The organism is Pseudomonas sp. S44 (assembly GCF_016624805.1).
GTDB classification, from domain to species: domain Bacteria; phylum Pseudomonadota; class Gammaproteobacteria; order Pseudomonadales; family Pseudomonadaceae; genus Aquipseudomonas; species Aquipseudomonas machongensis.
In genome coordinates this window covers 26,971-45,636 of record NZ_JACVTY010000018.1, presented here as the reverse complement: position 1 = coordinate 45,636, position 18,666 = coordinate 26,971, and the positions used below count along the sequence as shown (strand labels likewise).

At 60.0% G+C, this 18,666-nt stretch carries 15 protein-coding genes; 7 read left to right on the top strand and 8 right to left on the bottom strand.

The genetic code is table 11. The annotated features are described in order from the left end of the window. Positions 1–93 precede the first annotated feature (93 nt). Positions 94–1,743 (bottom strand): GMC family oxidoreductase, encoded by a 1,650-nt coding sequence (locus IAE40_RS15070; RefSeq protein WP_200603467.1) that lies wholly within the window; start codon positions 1,741–1,743, stop codon positions 94–96. 181 nt (positions 1,744–1,924) lie between these two features. Here IAE40_RS15070 and IAE40_RS15065 point away from each other — a divergent pair, with 181 nt between their 5' ends. Then, on the top strand, positions 1,925–2,812 hold the full coding sequence (locus IAE40_RS15065; RefSeq protein WP_200603466.1) for a LysR family transcriptional regulator: 888 nt from the start codon (positions 1,925–1,927) through the stop codon (positions 2,810–2,812). Here IAE40_RS15065 and IAE40_RS15060 read toward each other — a convergent pair. Genes IAE40_RS15060 through IAE40_RS15050 form a run of 3 tightly spaced genes read right to left on the bottom strand, consistent with a single transcriptional unit; the run spans position 2,801 to position 5,819 of the window. Next, entirely contained in the window at positions 2,801–3,619 is an 819-nt protein-coding gene (locus IAE40_RS15060; RefSeq protein ID WP_200603465.1) for a sulfite exporter TauE/SafE family protein, read from the bottom strand. The two genes, IAE40_RS15065 and IAE40_RS15060, sit on opposite strands and share 12 nt — an antisense overlap. Further along, positions 3,616–4,896, bottom strand: coding sequence for an NAD(P)/FAD-dependent oxidoreductase (locus IAE40_RS15055; RefSeq protein WP_200603464.1), 1,281 nt, complete (start codon positions 4,894–4,896; stop codon positions 3,616–3,618). The genes IAE40_RS15060 and IAE40_RS15055 overlap by 4 nt, the downstream gene beginning before the upstream one ends. A gap of 38 nt (positions 4,897–4,934) precedes the next feature. Further along, entirely contained in the window at positions 4,935–5,819 is an 885-nt protein-coding gene (locus tag IAE40_RS15050; protein ID WP_200603463.1) for an MBL fold metallo-hydrolase, read from the bottom strand. Between the two features lie 226 nt (positions 5,820–6,045). Here IAE40_RS15050 and IAE40_RS15045 point away from each other — a divergent pair, with 226 nt between their 5' ends. Next, positions 6,046–7,350, top strand: a complete 1,305-nt coding sequence (locus IAE40_RS15045) for a sigma-54 interaction domain-containing protein (RefSeq protein ID WP_200603462.1) — start codon at positions 6,046–6,048, stop codon at positions 7,348–7,350. Between the two features lie 104 nt (positions 7,351–7,454). Here the strand turns inward: IAE40_RS15045 and gyrB are convergent, their stop codons facing one another. Genes gyrB through dnaA form a run of 4 tightly spaced genes read right to left on the bottom strand, consistent with a single transcriptional unit; the run spans position 7,455 to position 13,675 of the window. Further along, positions 7,455–9,875: a DNA topoisomerase (ATP-hydrolyzing) subunit B gene (gene gyrB, locus IAE40_RS15040; RefSeq protein WP_200603461.1), complete on the bottom strand. Its 2,421-nt coding sequence runs from the start codon at positions 9,873–9,875 to the stop codon at positions 7,455–7,457. Positions 9,876–9,879: 4 nt separating this feature from the next. Beyond that, positions 9,880–10,983, bottom strand: coding sequence for a DNA replication/repair protein RecF (gene recF / locus IAE40_RS15035; RefSeq protein ID WP_200603460.1), 1,104 nt, complete (start codon positions 10,981–10,983; stop codon positions 9,880–9,882). Positions 10,984–10,998: 15 nt separating this feature from the next. Beyond that, complete coding sequence (dnaN, locus tag IAE40_RS15030; protein ID WP_200603459.1) at positions 10,999–12,102, bottom strand: DNA polymerase III subunit beta; 1,104 nt, start codon at positions 12,100–12,102, stop codon at positions 10,999–11,001. 40 nt (positions 12,103–12,142) lie between these two features. Further along, entirely contained in the window at positions 12,143–13,675 is a 1,533-nt protein-coding gene (gene dnaA / locus IAE40_RS15025; RefSeq protein WP_054893017.1) for a chromosomal replication initiator protein DnaA, read from the bottom strand. Between the two features lie 579 nt (positions 13,676–14,254). On the opposite strand from dnaA, the gene rpmH reads away from it, so the two are divergent. The 5 genes from rpmH to mnmE all read left to right on the top strand — a co-directional run bounded on the left by rpmH (position 14,255) and on the right by mnmE (position 18,217). Next, a complete protein-coding gene (rpmH, locus tag IAE40_RS15020) occupies positions 14,255–14,389 on the top strand; it encodes a 50S ribosomal protein L34 (protein ID WP_003253163.1) in 135 nt (44 codons plus the stop codon). Between the two features lie 13 nt (positions 14,390–14,402). Further along, positions 14,403–14,807: a ribonuclease P protein component gene (gene rnpA / locus IAE40_RS15015; RefSeq protein ID WP_082420920.1), complete on the top strand. Its 405-nt coding sequence runs from the start codon at positions 14,403–14,405 to the stop codon at positions 14,805–14,807. Continuing rightward, positions 14,800–15,045, top strand: a complete 246-nt coding sequence (gene yidD / locus IAE40_RS15010) for a membrane protein insertion efficiency factor YidD (protein WP_011536514.1) — start codon at positions 14,800–14,802, stop codon at positions 15,043–15,045. Before rnpA ends, yidD begins: the two co-directional genes overlap by 8 nt. Positions 15,046–15,047: 2 nt before the next feature. Then, on the top strand, positions 15,048–16,760 hold the full coding sequence (yidC, locus tag IAE40_RS15005) for a membrane protein insertase YidC (protein WP_125931090.1): 1,713 nt from the start codon (positions 15,048–15,050) through the stop codon (positions 16,758–16,760). 86 nt (positions 16,761–16,846) lie between these two features. Then, positions 16,847–18,217 carry a tRNA uridine-5-carboxymethylaminomethyl(34) synthesis GTPase MnmE gene (gene mnmE / locus IAE40_RS15000; RefSeq protein WP_112899514.1) on the top strand — a complete coding sequence of 457 codons (1,371 nt, stop codon included), beginning with the start codon at positions 16,847–16,849 and terminating at the stop codon, positions 18,215–18,217. Positions 18,218–18,666 lie beyond the last annotated feature (449 nt).

Here is an 18,666-nt window from a genome sequence, read left to right as displayed (position 1 = left end):
TGCTGTCCTCGGCCCGCAGGCCACAGTGATTATTTTTCTTGTTCCACTGTCGGCAGCCATCGACCGCAAGCTGCCGGTGTTGCACGCACCCGGTCAGGGCGTCGGTATCGCGCTGGTGTCGCTGAGGTTACTGTGGCTTGGGGCCCCCTTGAGAATCAGTTGTGCCGCCTTCTCGGCGATCATCAATGTGGGTGAACAGGTATTGCCGGAGACGATCTGCGGCATGATTGAGGCATCGGCGATGCGCAGGCCAGGTATGCCATGGACGCGCAGCTGGTTATCCACAACGTCCAGCGGCCCATTGCCCATGCGGCAGGTGCCGACCGGGTGGAAGATGGTGGTGCCGATCTTGCCGGCGGCCTCGTGCAGTTGTTGCTCGGTCTGCAACGAAGGGCCCGGCAGGTATTCCTTGGGATCGAACGCGGCCAGGGCAGGGGCCTGGACGATGCGCCGGGTGATACGAATCGCATCGGCGGCGACCTGCAGGTCCTGTGGGTCGCTGAGGTAGTTGGGGTCGATCAGCGGCGCTGCATTCATGTCTGCCGAGCGGATGTCGATACGCCCGCGGCTGGCTGGGCGCAGGTTGCACACCGAAGCCGTGAAGGCAGGGAAGCGGTGCAACGGCTCGCCGAAACGCTCGAGCGACAACGGCTGCACGTGATACTGCAGGTTGGCGGTGGCCTGCTCCGGGCTCGATCGCACGAATGCGCCCAACTGGCTCGGCGCCATGGCCAGCGGCCCGCTGCGGTCGTAGAGATAGCGCAGGCCCATGCCCAGCTTGCCCCACAGACTGTTGGCCATCTGGTTGAGCGTGCGGGTGTTCTGGATCTGGTAAATCAAGCGCAATTGCAGGTGGTCCTGCAAGTTTCCGCCCACGCCTGGCAATTCGTGACGCACCGTTATCCCCAGGTCTTCGAGCAGCTTGCGCGGGCCGATGCCCGAACGCTGCAGAATGCCAGGCGAACCGACGGCGCCTGCGCACAGGACAATCTCGCGCCGGGCACGAAACTCATGCCAGGCCCCTTGCCAGCGCGCCTTCACAGCAGTGGCGCGGGCGTTGTCGAGCACGACCTGGTCAACCTGAACATCGGTGAGCACAGTGAGGTTCGGGCGAGACTGGACGGGCCGCAAGAAAGCCTTCGAGGCATTCCAGCGCACACCACTGCGCTGGTTGACCTGAAAGTATCCACAGCCTTGGTTGTCGCCGGTATTGAAGTCACCGACCTTACCGATACCGCTCTGTTCGGCAGCATCGCGGAAGGCGTCGAGGATCGGCCAGCTGTAGCGCTGCTGCTCGACCCGCCATTCGCCGTCGGCTCCATGGCTCTCGCTGGCGCCAGCGAAGTGGCTTTCACTGGCCTTGAACAACGGCAGTACATCGTTCCAGCTCCAGCCGTCGTTGCCTTGCTCGGCCCAGCGGTCATAGTCCGCAGCCTGGCCACGCATGTAGATCATGCCGTTGATGGAGGAACAACCGCCCAGCACCTTCCCTCGCGGATAACCGAGGCTGCGACCGTCCAGCCCAGGCTGGGCTTCGGTCTTGAAGCACCAGTCGGTGCGGGGATTGCCGATGCAGTAGAGGTAACCGACGGGGACGTGAATCCAGGGGTAGTTGTCGCGCCCGCCTGCCTCGAGCAGCAGGACGCGGCAGGCAGGGTCTGCAGACAATCGATTGGCCAGCAGGCATCCGGCGGGACCGGCCCCTACGACCACGTAGTCGAAGACAGAATCGGCAGATGGCATGTGAAACCTCGCGCCTGATTATTATTCTTGTCCCTACCCATCTTATTGATTAATTTCGCGGTGGAAACACGAGATTTTGCGCAGCCGTTGTGCGTTTTTTCACAACGATAAGTCTTTATCCGCCGCCTGTGGGAACGGGCTTGCCCGCGAACAGGCCGCCAGAACAACCGAAAGGATCAGCATGTTCGACTGGAACGATCTGCGGTTTTTCCTCGAGTTGCAGCGCAGCGGCCGCCTGCTCACAGCGGCCAAGCGCCTCAATACCACCCACAGCACCGTTGCCCGCCATATCGAGAATATCGAGAAAAGCCTGGGCACCGCGCTGTTCGTCCAGCATGCCCAAGGGTACGAGCTCACACCCTCGGGCCAGGCACTGCTCAAGCATGCCGAGGCCATGGAAAACGTCGCCCTGCTGGCGCAGGAGGAAATCACCCAGGCCATCACGCCACTGGGCAAGATACGCCTGGGCGTTACCGAAGGCATCGGTATCATGTTCTTCACCCCGCGCCTGGGGGCCCTGTTCGAGCGCTATCCGGGGCTTGAAGTCGAACTGGTGGCGGTGCCGCGCTTCGTCAGCATTCTCAACCGCGAAGCCGAAATCAGCATTCACCTGGAACGCCCCAATGCCGACCTGCTGATCACCCGCAAGCTCACCGACTACCGCCTGGCCCTCTACGCCAGCCAGGACTATCTCGACCAGGCACCGCCGCTGCGCAACCGCGATGACCTGGCCCGGCACAATTGGATCGGTTACGTGGACGACCTGATCTTCAGCCAGGAACTGTTGTTCCTCAACAGCTTCTGCCGCGCGCCGAACGTGATATTCCGCAGCACCAGCGTGATCGCCCAGCAGCAGGCCGCGCGCGCCGGCCTGGGCATCGCCGTGTTGCCCAACTACATGGGTCGCCACGACCCAGGCCTGGTGCGCGTGCTGCCCAGCGAGACCATTCAGCGCAGCTACTGGATCTGCACACGTCGCGAGTTGCACAAGTCGGTACGCCTGCGGGTGGTCTGGGACTACCTGCTCAAGCTCTGTGCCGAACAGCAGCACGAGTTGCTAGCCGAGTAGCGCCTTGGCCGCCAGCGAGAGCGCGGCCCCGATCCCCACCACCACGAACAGTTGCTGCAGACGCGGCCCTGCCAGCTTGCCGGCCAGCGGGCGAGTTGCCAGCAACCCGAGCACCGCGCCGAAGGCGAACGGCGCACCAACCTGCCAGTGCATCACCCCGCCCAGGCTCGCACTCACCACACTGCCGGTGGACACCAACGCGATCACCGCCAGCGAAGTGGCAACGATGCTTTTCATGTCCAGGTTGGTATAGCGGTTCAAGGCCGGGATGATGACGAATCCGCCACCGACGCCCAGTAGGCCGGACAGCAGCCCGGACAACATGCCGGTGAACGCCAGGGCGCGGGCACAGGGGAGGGTCCAGCGCAGGCGCCCCTGCAAGGGGTTGAGCACGCAAGGCATGATCTGTCGCTCACCGCATGGCGATTCGCCGCGCAGCTCACGCGCCGCCTTGCGCCAGATGCGCAGGCAGGCATACACCAGCACGCAGGCGAAGATCAACGCCAGCGGTGTATTCGGTAAACGGTGCGCCAGCATCAGGCCGAAAGGCGCACAGACGATACCGATTGCCGCAATGAACAACGCTGCGCGATAACGCACTAGCCCTTGCCGCAGGCCCAACCCGGCGCCCACGGCAGCCGCCAGGCCGACCGCCAGCAAACCGATCGGCGCCGCCTCGACCATCGACAGCCCCAGGCCGAATACCAGAAGCGGCACCGCCAGGATCCCACCTCCAGCCCCGGTCAGCGCCAGCACCGCACCAATGATCGCGCCCAACCCGGCGCCGAGAAACTGATGCTCGATCACTTCGACGTCTCAGCGGCTAACGGCTGAGGCCGGGCCAACCATTCCCGGCCCTTGAGCATCGCCTGCCAGTAAAGCGGCGGCAGCACCCGTGCCTTGAGCAGCCAGGCCAACCGTGTAGGCTTGCGTCCATCGAGCAACCAACGTGGAAAACTCGGTGCCAGCTTGCCGCCATAGGTGAACTCGGCCAGCACGATCTTGCCGCGTTCCACGGTCAACGGGCAGGAGCCATAGCCGTCGTAGGCGACCGGTGTCGGCAAGCGCCCAAGCGCCACCAGCACATTATTGGCGACCACCGGTGCCTGCTTGCGTGCTGCCGCTGCGGTCTTGGCATTGCTGGTGTTGATCACGTCACCCAGGGCATGAACGTTGGCGAACTGGCGGTGACGCAAGCTGTGCGGATCGACATCCACCCATCCGGAAGCATCAGCCAATGGGCTTTGCCGGATGAAATCCGGAGCGACCTGAGGGGGCACCACGTGCAGCATGTCGAACGCTTCGGTACACGTTTCGCTGCCGCCGTCGGCGAGGGTTCGCACGAAGGTCGCCTGTTGATTCGGGCCATCGACCGCCACCAGGCGCTGGCCGTAGTTGAGGTCGACACCGTACTTGTCGATGTAGCTCATCAGTGCTGGCACGTAGTCGGCAACACCAAACAGCACAGCCCCGGCGTTGAAGAACGCGGGCTTGATGGCGCCCAGCCGGCCCGCGCGCAGCCAGTGATCACAGGACAGGTACAAGGCCTTCTGTGGGGCACCGGCACACTTGATCGGCATCGGCGGTTGGCTGAACAGCGCGCGGCCCTGCTTGAGCGTCTGCACCAGCTCCCAGGTGTAGGGGGCCAGGTCGTAGCGGTAGTTGGAGGTCACACCGTTGCGCCCGAGGGTCTCCTCCAGGCCGTCGATGGCCGCCCAGTCGAGTTTGAGGCCAGGGCAGACCACCAATTGTTCGTAACTGACGGCTCGCCCATCCTCCAGCATGACCGTTTGCGCCTGTGGATCGAAGCCCACCACGCGTGCCTTTATCCACTGCACACCCCGTGGCAGGGTTGCCGCCGTGGTTCGAGCGGTGGACGACGCAGCGAACACACCGGCCCCCACCATGGTCCAGCCAGGCTGGTAGTAATGAACCTCTGATGGATCGATCAGGACGATGTCCAGCGACGGATCGCGTTTGATCAGGCTCGACGCTGTTGCGATACCGGCGGCTCCGGCGCCCACGATCAACACCTTGTGGTGTTCGGTACCGGGCGCAACGGCAGGGGACAGCAAGGCAGACATGGTATTTCCTTTGAATATTGGTCAGAGAGCCGAATGGCTCAGAACAGGTTCAGCGGGATCTTCAGGTAGCGCACGCCGTTTTCTTCCGGCTCGGGCAACTGGCCGCTGCGCATGTTGACCTGCACCGACGGCAGGATCAGCACCGGCATGTCGAGGGTCTTGTCTCGGGCTTCGCGCATCTCGACAAAGCTGTCTTCACTGATGCCCTGGTGAATGTGGATGTTGCTGGCGCGCTGCTCGGCAACCGTGGTCACGTAACGCAGTTCGCGGCCACCGGGGAGGTAGTCATGGCACATGAACAAATGGGTCTGGTCAGGGAAGGCCAGCAAGCGACGGATCGAGCGATACAGTGTGCGGGCGCTGGCGCCGGGAAAATCGCAACGGGCAGTGCCGTAGTCAGGCATGAACAGCGTGTCGCCGACAAACACGGCAGTCTCGCCCGCATCCTCGATCATGTAGCTCATGCACGCGGGGGTGTGCCCGGGCGTGTGCAGGGCTCGGGCATGCAGGTTGCCGATGCGAAACCCTTCCTCATCCTCGAACAACACGTCGAACTGGCTACCGTCACGGGCAAAACCAGGCTCGGCGTTGAACAGCGAACCGAAGGTTTTCTGTACCTGGGTGATGTGGGCGCCAATGGCAATCTGGCCGCCCAGCCGTTGCTTGAGGTAGGCCGCTGCCGAAAGGTGGTCCGCATGCACGTGGGTTTCAAGAATCCACTGCACCTTGGCGCCCAACGCCTCGACCTGTGAGATCAACCTGTCGGCAGATGCGTGGCTGGTACGGCCTGACTTCGGATCGTAATCCAGCACGCTGTCGATCAATGCGCAGTGCCGTGTTTCACGGTCCATGAGCAGGTAGCTGATGGTCGAAGTCGCCGGGTCGAACAGGGCTTCCACATGAAGGTTGTTGCCAATGATCATCACAGTCTCCATAACGCTGCCGCAGCTTGAACAGAGGCATCGGCAGGAACATACGCTTTATCAAGATGCATGCCAGGCTATTTCTGGCGGATAAGTCCCGCATTTGCGGGCGTTGTACCAACACAATAGTTAAAGACTGCCAGGAAGATTGGCAGTCATCTGACAGCTGCTGGCAGTGATTGGCAGTCCTTGTTAACCTCGCCGGGTAGTTTTTGCCGGTGCCCCCATGTCCGAGCTTCCCGCTGCAAACCATCCTGCCATCCTCGCGCTGGTGTCCTACCTCGAACACGATGTGCTGCCCGCCATCGTGCTCGATACCGACTACAACATTCTTGCCGCCAACGCGGCGTATCGACGCCAGTTCGCCACACAGGATCGCGCCCCCCTGGGGGAGAAGTGCCACAGGGTTTCGCACCATTACGCCGTGCCCTGTGATCAGGCAGGGGAGCATTGTCCGCTGCGCAAGGCATGGGACAGCAAGGTTCCGGAGCGCGTGCTGCACATTCATCACACCCCGCGCGGACCGGAGCATGTGGACGTCGAACTGCGCCCGATCCTCGACGAGCAGGGCAGGGTGGTGGCATTCGTCGAACGGCTGACCAGCATCACCCTGGCCTCCGCACAACCTCAGCAGCAGGGGCTGGTCGGGCAGTCTCCGGCTTTCAAGTCAGCACTCGCCAGCCTTCGACGGGCCGCTCCGGCTCAAATTCCGGTGCTGCTCCAAGGTGAGTCAGGAACGGGCAAGGAGCTGTTCGCCCGCGCCCTGCACCTGGGTAGCCCACGCGCCAACGGCCCGCTGGTGGTCGTCGATTGCACCGGTCTCACCGAGTCGCTGTTCGAGAGTGAGCTGTTTGGTTACGAGAAAGGCGCGTTCACCGGCGCGACCCAACGCAAGGTCGGTCTGGCCGAGGCGGCGCATGGCGGCACCCTGTTCCTGGACGAGATCGGTGAAGTGCCGCTGGCGATGCAGGTCAAACTGCTGCGCTTGATCGAGACCGGTAGTTTTCGCCCGGTGGGCAGCCTGCGCACCGTACACTCGGATTTCCGCCTGGTGTCGGCGACACACAAGCCGCTCAAGGCAATGGTCGCGCAGGGCGCCTTCCGTGAAGACCTGTATTACCGCATCAGCGGATTTCCGATTCGTCTGCCGGCACTGCGTGAGCGAGTCGAAGACTTGCCGCTGCTGATTGAGAGTCTGTTGCAGCGCATCGCGGGCAACGGCGCACCTCGAATCAGCCATGACGCACTCGAGCGCCTCAACCTGCATCCGTTTCCTGGAAATATTCGTGAGCTGCGTAACATGCTGGAGCGGGCCTGGTTGTTCGCCGATGATGGTTTGATTCGCAGTGAGCATCTGCTCGAAGACACTGGGGCTGATTCACCGGCGAGACAGCAGTCACGCGAGTTGCACGAATTGAGGGCGCTGGCGCAAGCGCTGGACAGCTTCCAGGGGTCGCGACGCGAGCTGGCCAAACAGCTGGGGATGAGTGAACGCACCTTGTACCGAAGGCTCAAGGACCTTGAAGCCTGACGCCATTCGAACAGTGTTTCACGTGGAACATTTGTGTTTCTCGCCTCTGAAAAAGAAAAAGCCAAGGCGACAGGCCTTGGCTTTTTCGTAGCTGAAGCGCTTAATCAGAAGTCCAGATTGGACACCGACAACGCGTTGCTTTCGATGAAGTCACGACGAGGTTCCACCGCGTCACCCATCAAGGTGTTGAACAGCTGGTCGGCTGCGATCGCATCCTCGATGGTGACCTTGAGCATGCGGCGCACGGTCGGGTCCATGGTGGTTTCCCACAGCTGATCCGGGTTCATCTCACCCAGCCCTTTGTATCGCTGGATGGTGTGGCGCTTGGTGGTTTCGTTCATCAGCCAATCGAGGGCCTCTTTGAACTCGGTGACTGCCTTGCGACGCTCACCACGCTGAACATAGGCACCCTCGCCAAGCAAAGTCGCCAACTTGGCGCCCAGCACGACTACCGAATGATAGTCGTTGCTGCCGAAGAACTCGCGGTTGAAGGTCACGTAGCTGGCCAGACCGTGGGAGGTAACTTCGACTTCCGGCAGCCAGATGTTGCGTTCCTTGTCTTCGCGCAGGCTGGCCTGGTAGGTCAGACCGGACTTCTGGCTGTTGTTCAAGCGCTCCTGGAATTTGCCCAACCAGGCTTGCATGGTCGCGTGATCGGCCAACTGCGCCTGAGTGACTTCCGGCAGGTAGATGAAGTGCTCAGTCAGCTCTTCCGGGTACAGGCGCGACAGACGCTTGAGCGTCTTCATCACTCCGCGGAACTCGTTGACCAGTGACTCGAGTTGAACACCCGAAACGGCTGGCGCCGATTCGTCGAGGTGCAGGCTGGCATCTTCCAGGGCCGACTGGGTCATGTACTCTTCCATGGCCTCGTCGTCCTTGATGTACTGCTCCTGCTTACCCTTTTTCACCTTGTACAGGGGCGGCTGGGCAATGTAGATGTAACCGCGCTCGACCAGCTCCGGCAGCTGACGGAAGAAGAAGGTCAACAGCAGGGTACGGATGTGCGAACCGTCAACGTCAGCATCGGTCATGATGATGATGTTGTGATAGCGCAGCTTGTCGATGTTGTACTCTTCACGGCCGATGCCGCAGCCCAAGGCGGTAATCAGCGTGCCGACTTCCTGGGACGAGATCATCTTGTCGAAGCGGGCCTTCTCGACGTTGAGGATCTTGCCTTTCAACGGCAAGATTGCCTGGGTGCGGCGGTTACGACCTTGCTTGGCCGAACCACCTGCGGAGTCACCCTCCACCAGGTACAGTTCGGACAGGGCTGGGTCCTTTTCCTGGCAGTCGGCAAGCTTGCCCGGCAGACCAGCAATATCCAGCGCACCTTTGCGGCGGGTCATTTCCCGCGCCTTGCGCGCTGCTTCACGGGCACGCGCCGCATCGATCATCTTGCCAACGACCGCCTTGGCTTCGTTGGGGTTTTCCAACAGGAAGTCGGCGAAGTACTTGTTCATCTCCTGTTCCACGGCGGTCTTCACCTCCGAGGAAACCAGCTTGTCCTTGGTCTGCGAGCTGAACTTCGGATCCGGCACCTTCACCGAGATAATTGCGGTCAGGCCTTCACGGGCATCGTCACCTGTGGTCGCGACCTTGTTCTTCTTGGCCAGGCCTTCCTGCTCAATGTAGCTGTTCAGGCTGCGGGTCAGCGAGGAACGGAAGCCCACCAAGTGAGTACCGCCGTCGCGCTGCGGAATGTTGTTGGTGAAGCACAGCAGGTTTTCGTTGAAGCTGTCGTTCCATTGCAGGGCAACTTCGACACCCACGCCATCGTCACGTTGGACGTTGAAGTGGAAGACCTGGGAGTTCACCGGGGTCTTGTTGGTGTTCAGGTATTCAACGAAAGCGCGCAGGCCACCTTCGTATTTGAAGAACTCTTCCTTGCCGGAGCGCTCGTCCTTCAGCAGGATACCGACGCCCGAGTTGAGGAACGACAGCTCACGAATTCGCTTGGCCAGGATGTCCCAGCTGAAGTGAATATTCTTGAAGGTCTCCGCCGAAGGCTTGAAGTGGATGTGGGTACCGGTGGTTTCACTTTCGCCGACTACTGCCATCGGAGCTTGCGGCACACCGTGGACGTAGGTCTGTTCCCAGATCTTTCCACTACGGCGAACGGTCAGGACCAGCTTCTCGGAGAGGGCGTTCACCACCGAAACACCTACACCGTGCAGACCGCCGGAAACCTTGTAGGAGTTGTCATCGAACTTACCGCCGGCGTGCAGTACGGTCATGATGACCTCGGCGGCGGAAACGCCTTCCTCTTTATGCACGTCGACGGGAATGCCACGACCGTTGTCGCGAACACTGATGGATTCGTCCGGATGGATGATGACCGTAATGTCATCGCAATGACCGGCGAGCGCTTCGTCGATCGAGTTGTCGACCACTTCGAAGACCATGTGGTGCAGGCCGCTACCATCATCGGTGTCGCCAATGTACATGCCGGGACGCTTGCGCACGGCATCCAGCCCTTTCAGCACCTTGATGCTGGAGGAGTCGTACGTTTGATTTTCGCTCATGCCTTCACTCCCGATGGTCGTGGGTCTGGGTGATACGGCCTTGTTCCACGTGGAACAAAGCAACTGGCGTATCCGTCTGCCAGCCTTCCCTCAGTAATTCGTGATCTACACAGGTGATAAAAACCTGGCAGTGTAATTCTTCAAGCAAGCGACACAGCGCGCGGCGATGCTGATCGTCCAATTCGGACGGCAAGTCATCCACCAGATAAATACACTGACCGCGACGAGCCTGGCTGACGAGGTGCCCTTGGGCAATCCGCAGGGCACAAACGACCAGCTTTTGCTGACCACGAGACAGGATATCGGCCGCGTTATTGGCGCCCAATCTCAGGCGTAGGTCAGCACGCTGCGGACCGGCCTGGGTATGGCCCATCTGCTGATCGCGAAGGAGAGAGGTTGCGAGGACTTCACTGAGGTCCCGATCCTTGTCCCAGCCCCGATAGTAGCTAAGGGTCAATCCGTCCAGCTCGACCAGTTCGCTCAGGGTCCGCTCGAAGACAGGCTTCAAGGCCTTGATATAGTTGCGACGGTATTCATCTATTTCCGCGCTGGCGAGACACAGTTCCCGGTCCCAGGCGGCTTGCGAAGCAGCGTCAAGTGTACCATGTCGCAGCCATGAGTTCCGCTGCCGCAGGGCCTTCTGCAAGCGCTGCCAGGTCGCCATGAATCGAGGTTCCACGTGGAACACTCCCCAATCCAGGAACTGACGGCGCACCTTGGGAGCACCTTCGAGCAGGCGGAAGCTGTCCGGGTTGATCAACTGCAGCGGCAGCATTTCAGCCAGTTGTGCTGCACTGCGCGCATTCTGGCCGTCGATGCGAATGGTGAAGTCCCCTTGTCGCTCGCGCGAAACGCCAAGATTGCTCGTCGCACCATCGGTGATTTCAACCTGGCCGAACACAGTACAGGTCGGCTGTTCGTACTGGATGACAGGGTTCAATCGGGTACTACGAAATGAGCGAGCCAGCCCCAAAAGGTGCACGGCCTCGAGCACACTGGTCTTTCCGCTGCCATTGGCGCCGTAGAGGATGTTGATGCGAGGAGAGGGGGAGAGGGTCACCGGGTGCAGATTGCGCACCGCGGTGACCGAAAGACGTCGAAGGGACATTTGGCCTGCTACAGGTTACAGACGCATCGGCATGACAACGTAGGACGAGTCGTCATTACCGGCTTCCTGCAGCAGGGCGCTGCTGTTGGAGTCGGCGAGAATTAGACGAACCTGCTCAGTGGTCATGACTCCGAGGACGTCCAGCAGATAGCTGACGTTGAAGCCGATCTCCAACGAACCGCCTTCGTAGTCGACGCTGATCTCTTCTTCAGCCTCTTCCTGCTCGGGGTTGTTGGCCTGAATCTTCAGCTGGCCGGAGGCCAGTTGCAGGCGGATGCCGCGGTACTTCTCGTTGGACAGGATCGCAGTACGGCTGAAGGCTTCACGCAGCGCCTGGCGATCACCGATCACCAGCTTGTCACCACCCTTGGGCAGTACACGCTCGTAATCCGGGAACTTGCCGTCCACCAGTTTCGAGGTAAAGGTGAACTCACCGGTGGTCGCACGAATGTGGTGCTGGCCCAGGACAATACTGACCATGCCCTCAGGATCGGTCAGCAGACGCGCCAGCTCCAGAATACCTTTGCGCGGCACGATGACCTGGTGACGCTCGGCCTGGCCGATGGGTGCCTGCATGGCGCACAGTGCCAGACGGTGACCGTCAGTGGCGACAGCGCGCAGGGTGTCGGTGGAGACTTCCAGCAGCATGCCGTTGAGGTAGTAGCGAACGTCCTGCTGGGCCATGGCGAAGCTGGTGCGCTCGATCAGGCGACGCAGTTTGCTTTGCTCCAGGTTGCAGGTAAGCGAACCCGGGCCTTCTTCCACGGTGGGGAAGTCGTTGGCCGGCAGGGTCGACAGGGTGAAACGGCTGCGGCCAGCCTTGACCAGCAGCTTCTGCTCATCGACCTTGATGTCGATCAGCACATCGCTGGGCAAGCTCTTGCAGATGTCCATCAGCTTACGCGCCGGGACGGTGATCTCGCCGGGCTCAGCCGGCTCTTCCAGCTGCACGCGGCCAACCAGTTCGACTTCCAGGTCGGTACCGGTCAACGACAACTGCTGGCCTTGCACGACCAGCAGCACGTTGGACAGGACCGGCAAGGTCTGGCGGCGCTCGACGACGCCTGCGACCAGTTGCAGGGGTTTCAACAGGGCTTCGCGTTGAATGGTGAAATGCATGGTCTAGTCCCTTGCCTTCAAAGAGCTGCGCCGACACCCATCAGGTGGTCAGCGTGCGCAGCAGGTTCTTGTAGTCCTCGCGGATGTCCGCGTCGGATTCCTTCAATTCGTTGATCTTGCGGCATGCGTGCAGCACGGTGGTGTGATCCCGACCGCCGAACATGTCGCCAATCTCGGGCAGACTGTGGTTGGTCAGCTCCTTGGACAACGCCATGGCCACCTGCCGTGGGCGCGCGACAGAGCGCGAGCGGCGCTTGGACAACAGATCGGAGATCTTGATCTTGTAGTACTCGGCGACCGTGCGCTGGATGTTATCCACACTGACCAGCTTGTCTTGCAGTGCCAGCAGATCCTTGAGCGATTCGCGAATCAACTCGATGGTGATGTCTCGCCCCATGAAGTGCGAGTGAGCGATCACCCGCTTCAATGCGCCTTCCAGTTCGCGCACGTTGGAGCGGATGCGCTGGGCGATGAAGAACGCAGCATCGTGCGGCAGTTCGACCTTGGCCTGGTCGGCCTTCTTCATCAGGATCGCTACACGGGTTTCCAGTTCCGGTGGCTCGACAGCCACGGTCAGGCCCCAACCAAAGCGCGACTTCAGGCGCTCTTCCAGGCCTTCGATCTCTTTAGGGTAGCGGTCACTGGTGAGAATGACCTGCTGTCCACCCTCGAGCAGGGCATTGAAGGTGTGGAAGAACTCTTCCTGGGAACGCTCCTTGCGGGCGAAGAACTGGATATCGTCGATCAACAGCGCGTCCACCGAACGGTAGAAGCGCTTGAATTCGTTGATGGCGTTCAGCTGCAACGCCTTGACCATGTCGGCGACGAAACGCTCCGAGTGCAAGTAGACGACCTTGGCATTCGGGTTCTTCTTCAGCAGGTGGTTACCCACAGCATGCATCAAGTGCGTCTTACCCAAGCCCACGCCTCCATAAAGGAAGAGTGGGTTGTAGCCGTGCTTGGGGTTGTCGGCAACCTGCCAGGCCGCAGCGCGTGCCAGCTGGTTGGACTTACCCTCCACGAAGGTCTCGAAGGTGAAGGTTCGGTTCAGGTAGCTGGTGTGCTTGAGCGCCCCTTCGACCTGAACTGTCCGTTGCTCGGTGCGTGCGGTCGCCGCAGGCGCAGGCGTCGAATCGCCCATCCCGTCGAAACCATCCTGGGAGGCTGCAGATTCCTCCACCTCACTGACCAACGCAGGTTCGGGCGCCGTGACCGGTGCGCTGGCAACCGCCGGCGGCTGGACGGCCGGCTTGGCCTGGCTCTGGGCCAGCGATGCAGCAACCGCGGCACTGACCGGCGCGTTAGGTGCCGCCCGTGGTGCGGAGCTGCGGCGACTGCCTATTAATAAGGAGAGGGCAGGTGCAAGGCCGTTGCCTTGTTCACCCAGCAGTTCGAGCAGGCGGCCGAGGTACTTTTCATTGACCCAATCGAGAACGAAACGGTTAGGCGCATAGACGCGCAACTCGTCGCCTTCGGCTTCGACCTGTAGCGGACGGATCCAGGTGTTGAATTGCTGGGCAGGCAGTTCGTCGCGTAGAAGCTCCACGCACTGCTGCCAAAGTTCCACTGACACGGATATCCCCTGAGTTGAAAGCCGGATGAGGCAAAAACAAACCGCCATTGTACCGGGCGAGCATTCACTTATCCACATGTCGTGGTGTGTTGAGCTGTGCCAAATCAGTCATTTAGCGGCAAAAACGACCCTGCAAGTCGAAAATAAGCCCTGTGGATAACGGCACATGAGGCCTATGCACAACCCAGGGCTCAACCCTGTGGATAATTCATCTGTGGATAAACACCGCTTCCATCCACAGCTTTTCCGCGGTTCCGGCACAGCCAAAGCACCTGTTACCGACATACTTATGATTCTCTGTACAGTCGATAGCTTGTGGCCTGCAGAAGGTTATCCACAGATACTTATCCACTTAAGATCTATAAGTTCTTCAGAAAAGCTTTCTATATGTCTCTCTTTTTTTTCATGTTGAGCATCTGTTCGGTGTGAATCAACTGCTCTCTCGACCAGCCAGAAGGAAAGGCCGCCTACAAGGAATGCTGGTTGGAAATTGACCTATCGCCTTGCTTTCTCTAGAATCGCCGGTCTCTTAAAAAGGGGGCCATCCCGGCCCGTTGTCGACAACCCAGGTAACACGCCATGAAACGTACTTTCCAACCAAGCACCATCAAGCGCGCGCGCACCCACGGTTTCCGTGCCCGTATGGCCACCAAGAACGGCCGCGCTGTTCTGTCGCGTCGTCGTGCCAAAGGCCGTAAGCGTCTGGCAATTTGATTTTTCGGCACAGGTGGTGAGTCAGGACTTCAGTCGGGATAAGCGACTGCTTACACCCCGGCATTTCAAAGCAGTCTTCGACTCCCCAACCGGCAAGGTTCCAGGGAAAAGCCTGCTCATCCTTGCCCGCGAGAACGGCCTCGATCATCCACGCCTCGGCCTGGTGATCGGCAAGAAGAGCGTCAAGCTCGCCGTTCAACGCAACCGCCTCAAACGCCTGATGCGCGACTCTTTCCGTCTTAACCAGCAAAGTCTGGCTGGACTGGATATCGTGATCGTCGCGCGCAAGGGGTTGGGTGAGATAGAAAACCCAGAATTGCACCAACACTTTGGCAAACTCTGGAAGCGCCTGGCCCGCAGTAGGCCCTCTCCAGCGGTACTTGCCGATTCCGCACGGGTAGACAGTCACGATGCGTAAACTGGCCCTCGTTCCGATCCAGTTCTACCGTTACGCCATTAGTCCTCTGATGGCCAGTCACTGTCGTTTCTACCCCAGTTGCTCCTGTTACGCGTACGAAGCCATAGAAAACCATGGCCTCTTGCGTGGCGGGTGGCTTGCCGTTCGTCGCCTGGGTCGTTGTCATCCGTGGAATGATGGCGGTTTCGATCCCGTCCCGCCTGCTCCTTCCTCCCGAACTTCTTCGATAGCCGAGTAATCATGGATATTAAACGCACGATCCTGATCGTCGCCCTGGCAATCGTGTCCTACGTTCTGGTCCTCAAGTGGAACCAGGACTATGGTCAGGCAGCCTTGCCGACTCAGCACACGGCGGCCAACAACGCTGCACCGGCCCTGCCGGACACCGTTGCGGCCGGAAACACCGGCGCCAGCGACGACCTGCCGAGCGTCAACGCCCATGCAAGTTCTGCTGAAATTGCGCCAGTCGCAGTCAGCAAGGACCTGATCCGGGTAAAAACCGATGTCCTGGACCTGGCTATCGACCCGGTCGGCGGCGATATCGTCCAGCTGACCCTGCCCAAGTACCCACGTCGTCAGGATCATCCTGACATCGCTTTCCAACTTTTCGACAACGGCGGTGAGCGCCTGTACGTGGCCCAGAGCGGTCTGATCGGGACCAACGGTCCGGACGCCCATTCTACCGGTCGCCCGCTGTATGCCTCCGAGCAGAAGAGCTACCAGCTGGCAAACGGCCAGGACCAACTGGTGGTCGACCTCAAGTACAGCGACAACGGTGTCAACTACATCAAGCGCTTCAGCTTCAAGCGCGGTGAGTACGACCTGAACGTCAGCTACCTGATCGACAACCAGAGCGCCACGCCCTGGACCGGCAGCATGTTTGCCCAGCTCAAGCGCGATGCTAGTTCCGATCCTTCTTCGAGTACCGCTACCGGCACTGCGACTTACCTAGGCGCAGCCCTGTGGACAAGTTCGGAGCCGTACAAAAAGGTGTCGATGAAGGATATCGACAAGGCTAACGAAGCTGAGAAGACTGGCAAAAAAGCGTATCTGAATGAAAATGTGTCTGGCGGGTGGGTCGCCTGGCTGCAGCACTACTTCGTCACTGCGTGGATTCCGGCCAAGTCGGACAACAACGTGATGCGCACCTTCAAGGACAGCCAGGGCAACTACATCATCGGCTACACCGGCCCGGCGCTGAACGTGCCTGCCGGCGGCAAGGTCGAGACCAGCGCCATGTTGTATGCCGGTCCGAAGATCCAGTCCAAGCTCAAGGAATTGTCCCCAGGCCTGGAATTGACCGTCGACTACGGCTTCCTGTGGTTCATTGCCCAGCCGATCTTCTGGCTGCTGCAACATATCCACAGCCTGCTGGGCAACTGGGGCTGGTCGATCATCGTCCTGACCATGCTCATCAAGGGCCTGTTCTTCCCGCTGTCGGCTGCCAGCTACCGTTCGATGGCGCGCATGCGTGCCGTGGCGCCGAAACTGGCCCAGCTCAAGGAACGCTTCGGCGATGATCGCCAGAAGATGTCCCAGGCGATGATGGAGCTGTACAAGAAAGAGAAGATCAACCCGCTGGGTGGCTGCCTGCCGATCCTGGTGCAGATGCCAGTGTTCCTGGCCTTGTACTGGGTACTGCTGGAAAGCGTCGAGATGCGCCAGGCCCCTTGGATGCTGTGGATTACCGACCTGTCGATCAAGGATCCGTTCTTCATCCTGCCGATCATCATGGGCGCCACCATGTTCATCCAGCAGCGTCTGAACCCGACGCCACCGGATCCGATGCAGGCGAAGGTCATGAAAATGATGCCAATCATCTTCACCTTCTTCTTCCTGTGGTTCCCGGCTGGTCTGGTGCTGTACTGGGTTGTGAACAACTGCCTGTCGATCACTCAGCAGTGGTACATCACCCGTCGCATCGAAGCAGCAACCAAAAAAGCTGCTGCTTGACAGGCCGATCCATTAGCCTGTGAATAAAAACGCCCCCTCGTGGGGCGTTTTTGCTATCCGTCGTTTTGTCGTAGAGGCTTTCGAGCATGAATACCGTGCGTGAAACCATTGCCGCCATCGCCACCGCCCAGGGCCGTGGTGGCGTCGGTATCGTCCGTTTGTCCGGGCCATTGGCGAGCCAGGCCGGTCAGGCCATCACCGGCCGTACACTGACCCCGCGCCATGCCCACTACGGGCCCTTCCGCGGCGACGATGGCCTGGTCCTGGATGAAGGCATCGCGCTGTTCTTCCCTGGCCCCAACTCGTTCACCGGTGAAGACGTTCTGGAACTGCAGGGGCATGGAGGGCCGGTTGTGCTCGACATGCTGCTGCAGCGCTGTGTCGAATTGGGCTGCCGCCTTGCCCGTCCTGGCGAGTTCAGCGAGCGAGCGTTCCTCAACGACAAGCTCGACCTGGCCCAGGCTGAAGCGATCGCCGATCTGATCGAAGCCAGTTCCACCCAAGCCGCACGCAATGCCCTGCGTTCGCTGCAAGGTGCCTTCTCCAAGCGTGTCCATGCATTGACCGAGGCATTGATCGCACTGCGGATCTATGTCGAGGCGGCTATCGATTTTCCCGAAGAAGAAATCGACTTCCTGGCCGACGGTCACGTGCTGAAGATGCTTGAAGCAGTCAGGAGCGAGTTATCCACAGTGCAGCGCGAGGCTGGTCAAGGCGCGCTGCTGCGCGATGGCATGACCGTCGTGATCGCCGGCCGTCCGAATGCCGGCAAGTCCAGCCTGCTCAACCAGTTGGCTGGTCGCGAAGCGGCAATCGTCACAGACATCGCCGGCACCACCCGGGACATTCTGCGCGAACATATCCACATCGATGGCATGCCGCTGCACGTGGTGGATACCGCAGGACTGCGCGCTACCGACGATCACGTGGAAAAGATCGGTGTGGAGCGTGCTCTCAAGGCCATTGGCGAAGCTGACCGGGTGCTGCTGGTGGTGGATTCCACAGCGCCTGAGGCCAACGATCCGTTCGCACTGTGGCCCGAGTTCCTCGATCAACGGCCGGATCCGGCCAAGGTCACGCTGATTCGCAACAAGGCCGACCTAAGTGGCGAGCGTGCAGGCATCGAGCAGAGTGACGATGGCCACGTGACGATCACCCTCAGCGCAAAGGGCGATGCCACGGGGCTGGATCTGCTGCGTGACCACCTCAAAGCCTGCATGGGTTATGAACAGACTGCGGAAAGCAGCTTCAGCGCACGCAGGCGGCATCTGGATGCGCTGCGCCAGGCCAGTGCACACCTTGATCATGGTCATGCCCAACTGACACTCGCTGGCGCCGGTGAGTTGCTGGCAGAGGACCTGCGCCAGGCTCAGCAAGCCCTGGGAGAGATCACCGGTGCCTTCAGCTCGGATGACCTGCTCGGAAGGATCTTCTCGAGCTTCTGCATCGGTAAGTAACGCACAGCCCGGCAATACCAAGGCCGCTCCAGTGAGGAGCGGCTTTTTTTTGCCTGCCGGAAACCCGGAAGCGGGCTTCTCTTGATTCGATCACCCGCATGTAAATCTCATCCACAGGCTAAAACGATCATCAGGAGCCCTGTGGAAAACTGCCCTTCAGGTCCGTTGATAACCAGGCTTTTTTTCTGAGGACAAACCCACCTGTGGGTAACACGAACTTTAATCCACAGGTTAAACGCTGTTATCCAGAGCCCTCAGCCTACCTTCGACACAGGGTTATGATTCTCTACAGGCATCATGAATACTGGCCTCAAATCACTTATCCACATGTGGATAGCCGCCTAAGAATAAACATAAAAACAAAGCTTTTATAAATTTTTCTTTTTGATTTCTATTGCCGCCATTCATCCACAGATTGGTCAAAATTTGCTCAGACGGTTTCACTAGAG